The organism is Pseudoalteromonas sp. US3C1013 (assembly GCF_048401115.1).
Classification (GTDB): domain Bacteria; phylum Pseudomonadota; class Gammaproteobacteria; order Enterobacterales; family Alteromonadaceae; genus Pseudoalteromonas; species Pseudoalteromonas undina.
The window spans coordinates 2,846,229-2,858,662 of record NZ_CP183075.1 but is presented as its reverse complement, the minus strand read 5'-3'; the positions used below and the strand labels follow the sequence as shown (position 1 = coordinate 2,858,662).

Annotated in this window: 10 protein-coding genes and 1 tRNA gene; 9 read left to right on the top strand and 2 right to left on the bottom strand. The window is 40.7% G+C overall.

Annotation, left to right across the window (positions count from 1 at the left end; all coding sequences use genetic code 11):
• Nucleotides 1-6 precede the first annotated feature (6 nt).
• From miaA to ACNSN2_RS13305, 7 genes are all read left to right on the top strand, one after another.
• Entirely contained in the window at nt 7-924 is a 918-nt protein-coding gene (gene miaA, locus ACNSN2_RS13335) for a tRNA (adenosine(37)-N6)-dimethylallyltransferase MiaA (RefSeq protein ID WP_054202670.1), read from the top strand.
• An 81-nt stretch (nt 925-1,005) separates the two neighbouring features.
• Complete coding sequence (hfq, locus tag ACNSN2_RS13330) at nt 1,006-1,269, top strand: RNA chaperone Hfq (protein ID WP_008113494.1); 264 nt, start codon at nt 1,006-1,008, stop codon at nt 1,267-1,269.
• A 16-nt stretch (nt 1,270-1,285) separates the two neighbouring features.
• Complete coding sequence (gene hflX, locus ACNSN2_RS13325) at nt 1,286-2,569, top strand: ribosome rescue GTPase HflX (protein WP_193049334.1); 1,284 nt, start codon at nt 1,286-1,288, stop codon at nt 2,567-2,569.
• A 106-nt stretch (nt 2,570-2,675) separates the two neighbouring features.
• Nucleotides 2,676-3,845 (top strand): FtsH protease activity modulator HflK, encoded by a 1,170-nt coding sequence (gene hflK, locus ACNSN2_RS13320; RefSeq protein ID WP_010391686.1) that lies wholly within the window; start codon nt 2,676-2,678, stop codon nt 3,843-3,845.
• Between the two features lie 5 nt (nt 3,846-3,850).
• Complete coding sequence (hflC, locus tag ACNSN2_RS13315; RefSeq protein WP_010391687.1) at nt 3,851-4,729, top strand: protease modulator HflC; 879 nt, start codon at nt 3,851-3,853, stop codon at nt 4,727-4,729.
• 208 nt (nt 4,730-4,937) lie between these two features.
• Complete coding sequence (locus tag ACNSN2_RS13310; RefSeq protein ID WP_010391689.1) at nt 4,938-6,251, top strand: adenylosuccinate synthase; 1,314 nt, start codon at nt 4,938-4,940, stop codon at nt 6,249-6,251.
• Nucleotides 6,252-6,375: 124 nt separating this feature from the next.
• Nucleotides 6,376-7,014, top strand: coding sequence for a tetratricopeptide repeat protein (locus ACNSN2_RS13305; RefSeq protein ID WP_054202658.1), 639 nt, complete (start codon nt 6,376-6,378; stop codon nt 7,012-7,014).
• A 39-nt stretch (nt 7,015-7,053) separates the two neighbouring features.
• On the opposite strand, the gene ACNSN2_RS13300 is transcribed toward ACNSN2_RS13305, so the two are convergent.
• Nucleotides 7,054-8,916: a cation:proton antiporter gene (locus ACNSN2_RS13300; RefSeq protein WP_075169923.1), complete on the bottom strand. Its 1,863-nt coding sequence runs from the start codon at nt 8,914-8,916 to the stop codon at nt 7,054-7,056.
• An 864-nt stretch (nt 8,917-9,780) separates the two neighbouring features.
• Between ACNSN2_RS13300 and proB the strand changes: the two genes are divergently transcribed.
• Both proB and ACNSN2_RS13290 read left to right on the top strand, forming a co-directional pair.
• Nucleotides 9,781-10,887 (top strand): glutamate 5-kinase, encoded by a 1,107-nt coding sequence (gene proB / locus ACNSN2_RS13295; protein WP_010391693.1) that lies wholly within the window; start codon nt 9,781-9,783, stop codon nt 10,885-10,887.
• Nucleotides 10,884-12,131, top strand: a complete 1,248-nt coding sequence (locus ACNSN2_RS13290) for a glutamate-5-semialdehyde dehydrogenase (protein ID WP_418607703.1) — start codon at nt 10,884-10,886, stop codon at nt 12,129-12,131. The genes proB and ACNSN2_RS13290 overlap by 4 nt, the downstream gene beginning before the upstream one ends.
• A 178-nt stretch (nt 12,132-12,309) precedes the next feature.
• Here ACNSN2_RS13290 and ACNSN2_RS13285 read toward each other — a convergent pair.
• Nucleotides 12,310-12,385: transfer RNA gene (locus ACNSN2_RS13285), tRNA-Ala, on the bottom strand.
• Nucleotides 12,386-12,434 lie beyond the last annotated feature (49 nt).

Below are 12,434 nucleotides of genomic sequence, written 5' to 3'. Positions count from 1 at the left end.
TTCGTGTTGAGTAATTTACCGGTCATATTTTTAATGGGCCCCACCGCTGCTGGTAAAACAGCATTGGCAATTTCACTGTGTGAGCATTTAAATACTGAAATTATCAGTGTTGATTCGGCACTGGTTTATAAAGGTATGGATATTGGTACCGCTAAACCGGATGCCGACGAACTAGCACGTGCACCCCATCACCTAATTGATTTACTCGACCCAAGCGAAACCTATTCAGTAGCTGATTTTAGACGCGATGCGATAGAAAAAATTGATAAATTTCATCAACAAGGTAAAGTGCCTGTACTGGTTGGAGGTACAATGATGTACTTTAAAGCCCTTATTGATGGGTTATCCCCTCTACCAGAGGCTGATGAGCAGATAAGAGCTGAGCTTGAAGTACAGGCGAAACAGTACGGTTGGCCACATTTATATCAAGAGCTATTAAAAGTAGATCCACAAGCTGCGAAAAAGATGAGTGAAAATGATTCACAACGAATTAATCGCGCTTTAGAGGTTTACCGTATAACAGGTAAAACAATGACTGAATTGCAAAAGCAAAAACAGCCACCTTTACCTTATACTTTTCATCAATTTGCTATTGCTCCAGATGATCGTAAAGAGTTACATCAGCGAATTGCAGAAAGGTTTAAAATAATGATTGAACAGGGGTTTGAAAAAGAAGTTTCGACCCTATATCTACGTGAGGATTTACATCCCAATATGCCTTCTATTCGTTGTGTAGGTTATAGACAGATGTGGGATTACCTTGCGGGTGAAATAGACCATGATGAAATGGTTTTTCGCGGTATTGCTGCCACTCGTCAATTGGCTAAGCGTCAATTAACGTGGTTAAGAAGTTGGCCTGACGTTACGTGGTTAACAACCGGTGATGAAGAAAACTTGCATCGTGTAGTAAGTTCGCTAAGCTAGTAGTAGCTGGACAAAATTTAGCTTTATTAAATTAGTTCAGCCACTTAATTATAATAACACCTAGAACGAAGGAATAATAACATGGCAAAAGGCCAATCGTTACAAGACCCATTTTTAAATGCATTACGCCGCGAGCGCATTCCAGTATCAATTTTTTTGGTAAATGGCATAAAATTACAAGGTAAAATTCAGTCATTTGACCAATTTGTAATTTTACTGGAAAACACTGTTAATCAAATGGTGTATAAACATGCAATTTCAACAGTTGTACCTGCACGCGCAGTCAACTTCCAAGGTGTACAGGGAAATGAAGACACTGAAGAAACTGAACCAGGAAACTTTTAAATTAGGAGCGTAATGCTTGTTTGACCGCTATGAATCTGGCGAACAGGCAATTTTAGTCCATATCGACTTACCTAAAGATGGGGATCGCGAAGATCTTCATGAATTAGAAATGTTGGTATCTTCTGCTGGTGTTAGTAGTTTGGCGGTTGTGCAAGGCAGCCGTCAAGCACCACATCCCAAACTATTTGTCGGTACCGGCAAAGCGGAAGAAATAGCTGAAATTGTCAAAATCCACAATGCCGATGTTGTCATTTTTAACCATCAGTTGAGCCCGTCTCAAGAACGCAATTTAGAGCGTGTTTGTCAATGTCGGGTACTTGATAGAACAACACTTATTCTTGATATTTTTGCTCAGCGTGCCCGAACTCATGAAGGTAAACTCCAAGTAGAGCTGGCTCAGCTTCGCCACATGTCTACACGTTTAATTCGTGGTTGGACCCACCTTGAGCGTCAAAAAGGGGGGATAGGCTTACGTGGTCCGGGTGAAACTCAGCTAGAAACCGATCGACGTTTATTGCGTGCACGTATTAAAAATATTCGTGCTCGACTTGCTAAAGTCGCTGTACAGCGTGAACAAGGTCGACGTGCTCGTACGCGCAATGAAATTCCAACAGTGTCGCTGGTGGGTTACACTAATGCCGGAAAATCAACACTGTTTAATTATATTACCGATTCAGATGTATATGCAGCCGATCAGTTATTCGCCACACTAGATCCAACACTGCGTAAACTCGATATTGGTGATGTTGGTTCTGTTATTTTAGCCGATACTGTAGGGTTTATTCGACACTTACCGCATGATTTGGTGGCTGCATTTAAAGCAACTCTGACCGAGACGCGTGAAGCCGATTTACAACTGCATGTGATAGATGTAGCCGACCCTCGCCGAAAAGAAAATATTGAACAGGTACAAGAAGTCCTCAAAGAAATTGAAGCCGACGAGGTACCGCAGTTATTAGTTTATAATAAAATTGATGCGCTGGATGAGGTAACGCCACGTATTGATCGTGATGACGAGGGCCAACCTATAAGGGTATGGCTATCTGCAAAAACTGGCGAAGGCTGTGAATTACTTAGTGAAGCTATTAGCGATTTACTCGCTAAGCAAATGCTTAATGAAACGTTATTACTCGCACCACAATATGGGCGTTTAAGAGCATCACTATTTAATTTAAGTGCAGTACACAATGAGCGGTTTGATGAACAAGGTAATTGGTTGCTTGATGTACGATTGCCTGTGATTGAGTGGAACCGTTTAATTAAAGATTTTGGCCCTGAAATTGAAAGTTTTATTAGCTGAGATTAAAAACTGCAAGATTAATGTCGGTTTTAGTATAAGAAACGCAGAAGATTTGTTAGATTTAACACAATTTCCGAATTTATTTAGATAACAATGGAGTATAGCTATGGCCTGGAATGAACCGGGTAATAATGGCAATGACAAAGATCCGTGGAATAACAAAGGCGGACGTGATCAAGGCCCACCTGATTTAGACGAGGTGTTCCGCAAATTCAGTAACAAGTTTAACGGCTTATTTGGCGGTAAAAAATCCGGCAATGGTAGCGGCGGTGGACTTGGCGGAGCCGGTATTTCATTTGTACTTATTATCGCTGCAATTGTATGGGCGTTAAGCGGTATTTATACGGTGAAAGAAGCTGAGCGCGGCGTCGTTCTTCAATTTGGTAAGTTTGACCGAATTGCAGATCCTGGCTTGCGTTGGAAAATGACCTTTGTTGAAACGGTTATTCCAGTCGATATCGAAGCTGTTCGCTCGTTATCAGCATCAGGTTTTATGCTAACCGAAGATGAAAACGTAGTAAGCGTTGAATTTGAAGTACAGTATCGAGTAATCGACCCTTACTTGTACAAGTTTAGTGTCACTAACGCTGACAGCAGCCTTGAAGAAGCATTAGATAGTGCGCTGCGTTATGTTGTTGGCCATTCAAAAATGGACCAAGTACTGACAAACGGCCGTGAAGTTGTACGTCAAAATACTTGGGATGAGCTAAATCAAATCATCGAACCTTACAACTTAGGTTTAATCGTAACTGACGTTAACTTCAAGGACTCTCGTCCACCAATGGAAGTTAAAGATGCGTTTGATGATGCAATTGCGGCCCAAGAGGATGAGCAACGCTTTATTCGTGAAGCAGAAGCGTATGCCCGTGAAATTGAACCGCGTGCGCGTGGTCAAGTGACTCGTATGACGCAAGAAGCTGAAGGTTACCAAGAACGTATTACTTTAGAAGCGCAAGGTGAAGTGGCCCGTTTTGAGAAATTACTTCCAGAATACCAAGCAGCTAAAGAAGTAACACGTGAGCGTTTATACATAGACACGATGCAAGAAGTGTTAGGTAATAGCTCTAAAGTGTTGGTTGATGTTAAAGGCGGCAACAACATGATGTACCTACCACTTGATAAAATCATGGAAAAACAGGGTTCATCAACACGTATTGCTTTACCTAGCTCAAGCGATATAAACGATTTACGTAACAAGGTAAATACGTCACGCAACAGCACTGTTAATAGTGGTAACGATCGCTTTAACAATGATCGCTTTAACGACGGGAGATAAGAGCAATGAAAAACTTTAGTTTAGTAATCCTATTAGCCGCCATTGTGATGTCTTTCTCGTCGGTGTTCGTGGTCTCTGAAGGTCAAAAAGCGATTGTACTTTTATTTAGTAAAGTGCAAAAAGACAGCGACGATGAGGCAGTAGTTTATGGCCCAGGTCTACACTTAAAAGTCCCATTTTTTAGTCAAGTACGTCGTATTGATGCACGTATTCAAACACTAGATGGCACACCGGATCGCTTTGTAACTAGCGAGAAAAAAGACTTAATCGTTGATTCGTTTGTAAAATGGCGCGTAAACGATTTTAGCTCTTTCTACCTGCGTGCACGTGGTGACAAGCAATACGCTGAAACACTGCTTAAGCAAAAAGTAAATAATGGCCTACGTACTAACTTTGGTACGCGTACTATTCGTGAAATTGTATCTGGTGAGCGTAGCGAGCTGATGGAAGAAGCGTTAGTACAAGCATCTGAAAGTGCTAGTGAGCTGGGTATTGAAGTACTTGATGTGCGTGTTAAGCAAATTAACTTACCACAAGAGGTGAGTAGCTCTATTTATCAACGTATGCGCGCTGAGCGTACTGCAGTTGCTAAAGAGCACCGCTCTGAAGGTCAGGAAAAAGCAGAAACAATTCGTGCAGGCGTTGACCGTCGCGTAACAGTAATGCTTGCCGACGCCGAACGTAATGCTCGTTCTGTTCGTGGTCAAGGTGATGCTGACGCTGCTGCGATTTACGCTAGTGCTTACAATAAAGACCCTGAGTTCTTTAGCTTTGTCCGCTCTTTAGAAGCTTACAAACAAACTTTCAAAGGCAAGCAAGACGTGATGGTGTTATCACCGGATAGCGACTTCTTCCAATACATGAAAGGCGCGAAAGCTCAGTAATCATAGCTTTAGTTAAACTTGAAAGCCCTGCAATTGCAGGGCTTTTTGTTATCTGAATTTTAAGTTTATAAATGACTGTTATTTATGTGATTATTAACGAAACACTGATGTTTACTACCCGCACGAGGAAAAAATAAGCTAAACGGGGTGAACATTGCTTTAGTTTTCTGGTAAAATCTCGTCCTAATTTTCTCTAAGTGAATTTGCAATGGGTAAAAACGTTGTTGTACTAGGCACCCAATGGGGTGACGAAGGTAAGGGTAAGGTAGTTGACCTCCTTACAGATAAAGCATCTTTAGTAGTTCGTTATCAAGGTGGTCATAACGCAGGCCATACTTTAGTGATCGACGGTGAAAAGACAGTTCTACACCTTATTCCATCGGGTGTATTACGTGACAATGTTAAATGTGTGATTGGTAATGGTGTTGTTTTATCACCAGAAGCGCTAATGAAAGAAATTGGCATGCTTGAAGAGCGTGGCGTACCTGTACGTGAACGTCTTTTAATCAGTGAAGCATGTCCGCTAATATTGCCTTTCCATGTTGCATTAGATGTAGCTCGCGAAACTGCGCGTGGCGATAAACCAATCGGTACAACGGGTCGTGGTATCGGTCCAGCGTACGAAGATAAAGTAGCACGTCGTGGTTTACGTGTTGGTGATTTATTCAATCCTGAATTATTTGCTACTAAGTTAAAAGAAGTATTGGAATACCACAACTTCACATTAGTTAACTACTACAAAGTAGACGCTGTTGACTTCCAAAAAACGTTTGATGATGCAATGGCTGTTGCTGATATTTTAAAAGCAATGGTAGTTGATGTAACTGAGCTTTTAGATCAAACGCGTAACGCCGGTGACAACATCTTATTTGAAGGTGCTCAAGGTACACTACTTGATATCGATCATGGTACTTACCCTTATGTAACATCTTCAAACACCACCGCTGGTGGCGTTGCTACAGGTGCGGGTTTTGGCCCATTACACCTTGATTATGTGCTAGGTATCATTAAAGCGTACACAACACGTGTAGGTTCAGGTCCTTTCCCTACAGAGCTTTACGACGGCCTTGATAAGCAAGACCCAGTCGGTAAGCATTTAGGTGACAAAGGCCATGAGTTTGGTGCTACTACAGGTCGTTTACGTCGTACAGGTTGGTTAGATGCAGTGGCTATGCGCCGTGCAGTTCAAATCAACAGCATTTCAGGATTTTGTTTAACTAAACTTGACGTTTTAGATGGTTTAGAAACACTTAAAATCTGTACTGGTTATAAGCTTGAAGATGGTACTGTGACTAACGTGACGCCATTAGCAGCTGAAGGTTACGATAAAGTAACGCCAGTATACGAAGAAATGCCTGGCTGGTCTGAAAATACAGTGGGTGTAACATCGCTTGAAGGCTTACCTAAAGCGGCAATTGATTACATCAAACGTATTGAAGAAATCACAGGCGTACCTGTTGATATTATCTCTACAGGTCCTGATCGTGTTGAAACGATGATACTTCGTAGCCCATTTGCATAATTGGGTTTAAGTTGAAAAAAAGCTGCCATGTGCAGCTTTTTTTATGTCTGCAGAAAAGTGACGCTATTAATAGTGGAACGATCTTTGTATATTATTTGGTAAGTTTATTTTTAAAGTGGTTAATATGCGTTTATCTTCTCGTTGCTCAGTGTGGTCATTATCACTACTTACACTTTCTTTATTTAATATAAGCAATAGCTTAGCTGAAGAAAGCCCTGCAGCTGTGCCGCTGTATACTGAATCTGAGTTAATAGCTTTAATTAATGAGAACACTCATCTAGCGCGCGTAAAGGCAGATAATTGCCAGTTAGTGCAAGATATAGAAGCGCGAGCCAATAAAATGGCATTGCCATCATATCAATTCCTATACGGTGATATGCTCGCTTATAAAGTGTGTGTTGAGCGCGATGTTGCTTTAGGTGTGTATTACATGAAAAAAGCGGCTGAGCAGGGCTTAGCGGCTGCATTAGAGCAACTAGGTCGCTACTACGACGTTGGGCAGTTGGTCCAAAAAGACAAAACCATGGCAATAACCTACTTACGTGAGGCGTCAGCGCAAGGCAATTTAAAAGCGCAGTTACGATTAGTTGGTTTGTTTAATCAAGGTTATGGTAGTCCAAGAGATTTTGAAGATGCTTATCGTTGGTTGTTTAACACCACGGTAGCTGATAAAGCGACACATAAAAAAATAGAGCGAGCATTAACTAAACTTGCTGAAAAAATGCCAGCCAGTGTCGTTACCCGCGCGCGCTTACCTATGTAAAAAAGCGAGAGTGTTTTGCCGCACTCTCGTTTTTTTTAGTTATGACTCGTCTTTTTTATTGTCTTTGGCTTTGTTATTGGCAGGATCTTTTAATACCGATATTTTAGGCGGCTGTAATGCAATCACTCGCTCGCCTTCTTGTGGTGGCTTTTCCATGTCACTAGTAAAAGGCCTCATTTTCACTGGAGCGTCTTCATCACTGTCTTTATCCCCTTTGAGAATAAACAGTGGAATTGCTTCAGGGTTCATTTCTAAATACTGCTGCCAGCTAAATTCTTCAGATATTCGTGTTGCACTCACTTTACCGCCTTTGGCAATAACGCTGCTTAAGCGTGCATATGCTCCGTTTTCACCAAACAGAATTTGTCGTGATAAGAACGTCGCGCTGTCTTTATTTGCTTTAGCATGTGATGAAGATGAGCGTAGTGAAAATACATTTTTTTCATTCAATAAATGAGAAAAATACTGCACCCCTAATGCGTTATGATGACGATTAGGTGAAAGCGCTAAAACACTGCGAATAGTGGTTAAAGGTAAATAGCGTTCAGCATGCTCAGATTGTGGATTACCGTAATAACAAGGCAAACCATCCATACGTGCCATTTTACAGTTTTCCCAAGCAGGATCTGATAAGTGAACGGGAATGTTTTGTTCCTTTAAACCACGAGCAATAGCACGAGATACATGGTTGGCACCAATAATTAAAATAGTATTAGGGGAGGGCTGGCGCACCCCTAGCAACTTAGCAACAGGGATAGCCGTTAAGCTTTGCAGTACCACAGTGACGATAATAACCGTGAATATCAATGGCACCATTTTCTCAGCATCGGCTACACCGGCTTCTATCATACTTAACGCAAATACAGAGCCTACGGCTGCAGCAACTATACCGCGAGGCGCAATCCAAGCCAGCACCAAGCGAGACTTCATTGGTAAATCGGTGCCAAAGGTTGAAATAGCAATACACAACGGGCGCGCAATAAATAGCACAATAGCTAAAAATATAAATACATCGCTGTCGAGCATCATTAAGTCAGATAGTTGTAATCTGGCAGCGAGTAAAATAAACAAGGTTGAGATCAAAATCATCGACAGATCTTCTTTAAACTCAAGCACCGAATCTATTTCTAGGTCATCTTGATTAGCTAACCAAATACCAAATACAGTCACGGCCAATAATCCTGACTCATGACTTAAATGGTTTGAAATCGAAAAGCTAATTAACACTAACGCTAAAATGCCAAATTTATGTAGCTCAAATGGCAACCATTCGCGGCGCATCAGTTGCGTTGTGATCCAACCCGAAACCACACCAATACTTAAACCAACCCCAACGGTTTTAACTAGTGCAATTATAGTGTGACTAAGTACTTCACCTTGGCCAACTAACATCACAGCTTCAAATACTAATACCGCAAATAAAGCGCCAATAGGGTCTATGACTATGCCTTCCCAGCGTAAAATACGGTCAATATCTTGAGTGGGTCGCATTGAGTTAAGCAGTGGCGCAATAACCGTTGGTCCGGTTACAACAAGCACAGCGCCAAGCACTGCTGCGACTCGCCAATTTAACTCTAATAACCAATAGGCACTTAAGCTAATAACGACACAGGTCATAAGCATACCAATAGAGCAGAGGTTTCTTACGACTTTACTGATCCCTTTAAGCTCCCGAAAATGTAGTGTTAATGACCCTTCAAATAAAATCACAGCAACGCTTAAAGACACCACAGGAAAAAGTAAATCGCCTAATAAGGCATCTGGGTCTAATACGCCACTAAATGGCCCTAATAAAAGCCCAGTAAGCAACAAAAACAGAATAGCGGGTACTCTGAACGCCCAGGCGACCCATTGGGCTAGCACCGAACACAATGCAATACCGGCTATATAAATTGCTGACATAGAGTAAAAACTCCTTAATATTAATAATGTTTAAAAGTATAACTGTTACCTACCAGTAATACAGTGGGTATACACGTGTAAATTCAATTTAGCTAATAAATAATACTTATTTATTTAGTGTTAACGCCATTTTCTAAAATGTTATCAAATTTATAGTCTATATAATTCATATTTATAGTAGTCTAACCGCATGATACTTAATACAAAAAACACTAGCTTTAGTAGTGTCGACCTATTCAGCTTGAATTTTAGCCTTGATCTAAGCAGCTACTTTAACGTATTATACTTCGTGTTCGAATAATTAGTTATCTAATCAAGTTTGTAGTTTAAATACTAGATTATGTTAGATATAAACATCTTAACTCTCTTACTGATTGTTTTTGCTTTGTTTTGTTATATTTGAACACACAATATCATTTACCGTACTCTTTGGTATGGTTTTGCTCAAAGTGTTTATTTGCTCAATGCAGATAAATAAAAGTTTGAGTTGAACTATTACCTTTCAATATTTAATCCCCATCGTGGCGATTAAATCTCGGTCCTTAAGTCATCACCCTATCTGTTGGTGTACCAGACTTAAGAGGCTCTATGTATGTTGTTAATAAAAAGGCCGCACACAGCTTTTTACAGCGATACATAAACAACACTTTATATTTTTTTAGTTAGTACGATCCGATTTATTTATTGGGTTAATACTATTTATTTTTTGCATCTCAATTTAAAACGCTAGTTTTAGAGACGGTGTACGTGTGTGTAAAAAGTGTGGGCAATGATAAATAAATTCGACGCTGTGTTTATAAACATGGCGACCTGGTTTCATTCATCTATGTGATGAATACAAATTAAATGGAAAGTTGAGCACTTATGCAAAAGTTAAATTGGCGACGTATCGTACTTAAAGTGGGCAGTGCCTTAATTGCACCCGATCAAGATGGCTGTCGTTCACGTTATTTATTAACCATCGCACAGTTTATTGTCCGCTGTCGCGCACGTGGAATTGAGGTTATTTTAGTTTCATCTGGTTCTGTAGCGGCTGGCTCACATTTATTTCCATCAGACCAACCTCGTTCAGTGGTAATGAAAAAAGCGATGGCTGCAGCAGGGCAAACAGAAATGATGGCCATGTGGGATCGTTTCTTTGATTTTCCATCAGCACAGCTATTATTAACTCATGGTGATTTACGTGACCGTGAGCGTTACCAGAGTATCCGTGAAACCGTATTTACATTGCTAGAACACGGCGTGCTACCTATCATTAATGAAAATGATGCAGTAACAACAGATGATTTAAAAGTGGGTGATAACGATAATTTATCAGCCATGGTTGCAGCAGCCGCTGATGCAGATGCATTAATGATTTTCTCTGATGTAGATGGCTTGTATGATAAAAACCCAAATCTGCATGACGATGCCGTATTATTGCCTGAAATAAAATCAATTGATGATTCTATTTATGCTATGGCAGGATGTGCTACCAGTGCGGTAGGTACAGGTGGTATGAAAACCAAGATTGAAGCGGCAGAGAAAGCCACTTCACATGGTATTGCAACTTACATTATTAATGGCTTTAAAGAAGAAACCTTTACTCGCTTGTTAGCCGGTGAAAACCCAGGTAGCGTATTCTTGCCTTATGAAAAACCAATGCAAGATTCTATTCACTGGATGACACATACCGCCAATGAGCAAGGGGAAGTCGTTGTTGAAGGGTCATTTGATGACTCATTAGAAGGTGAAGACGGTTGCTTACGTGGCGATGAGATCAGAGAAGTACATGGCGAGTTTGCTGTGGGCGATACTATCTTAGTTCGCAGTGAAGATGGTACGCGTTTAGCTAAAGCCACAGCAAATTACAGTAGCTGCTTGTTAAACTTTATTGCAGATAACGAGCAGAGTGAATTCAGCGAAAAAATGCAGGATTCAATTGGACCAATTATTTCAGAAAAAGATATCGCATTATTGGAGAAGTCATGAGTTTAATTACGGATATATCACGCCAGGCAGCAAAGGCTGCACATACACTTGCTTTACTCGATACCGAGACTAAAAACAAAGTGTTAACCGATATGGCAGCGGCATTAAGAAAGCAAAAAGAATTTATAATCAAAGAAAATGAAAGTGACCTAAGCGCAGCACGCGACAATAATTTAGCAGCATCAATGATTGACCGTTTAACATTGAATGATGAGCGTATTGAAGCCATGGCCGAGGGTATCGAAGTGATTGTTTCATTAGATGATCCTGTTGGCCAGTTACGTGACATTACTGAACGCCCAAATGGTATTAAAATTCGTAAAATGCGTGTACCACTTGGCGTAGTATGTATGATTTATGAAGCGCGTCCTAATGTAACGGCTGACGCAGGTGCATTGTGCTTTAAGTCAGGTAACGGTGTTATTTTACGCGGTGGTAAAGAAGCGCTGAAAAGCTCACAAGCCATTGCCAGTGTAATGCATAGCGTGCTTACAAAACATGGTCTACCAACTGCGCTAATTTCAGTGATTCCTGATCCTGACCGTGCTTTACTAATGGAATTGATGCAACAACGCGATAGCATTGACTTAATCATCCCTCGTGGTGGTGAAGGCCTAATTAACTATGTTACTGAAAACAGCACAATCCCTGTTATTCAGCATTTTAAAGGCGTTTGTCATTTATATGTAGATAAAGATGCTGATTTAGAAGTAGCACTAAATTTACTGCTTAATGGTAAGACTCAGCGTACTGGTGTATGTAATGCACTTGAGGGTTTAGTGGTACACCAAGATGTAGCTGATGAGTTTTTAAATCTGTGTGCAGTTGTACTTCGTCAAGAAGGTGTAAAAATTAATGCTGACGCCAAAGCGGCTGAATATTTTGATAATGCCACTGTACTTGCTGATAATGAATTTGGTGAAGAGTACTTAGACTTAGAGTTAGCAATTCGTATTGTGCCAAGTTTTGATGCAGCCGTTGAGCACATTGCTCAATTCGGTTCAAATCATACTGAAGTTATCTGTACTAAGGACGATGCGGCGGCAGAGTTATTCCAACGTAGTGTTGATGCGTCGGTTGTTATGGTTAATGCGTCATCACGCTTTTCTGATGGCTCACAACTAGGCTTAGGTGCAGAGATTGGTATTGCAACGACTAAGTTACATGCTTATGGCCCTATGGGACTTGAGTCATTAACCACTGAAAAATATTTAGTGAATGGTGTTGGTCAAGTTCGCGAATAACTAACCCAACTCAATAAATAATAAAAATGCCGGGCTTTGCTCGGCATTTTTGATCTCGATTTAGCAAAATTAAACACTTAAGCAAACAAAGAGATTAAAAAATACAAAGCATTATTAACAGAGAAGTTTATTTAGAATATAAAAATAAGGATATTACTTAAAGGAGAGGGTAGGAAAGTGGTGGAGCTAAGCAGGATCGAACTGCTGACCTCCTGCGTGCAAGGCAGGCGCTCTCCCAGCTGAGCTATAGCCCCACATTCCTAATTTACATGTGCTGTAAATGCTTAAGTGCTGAGTCTTAAG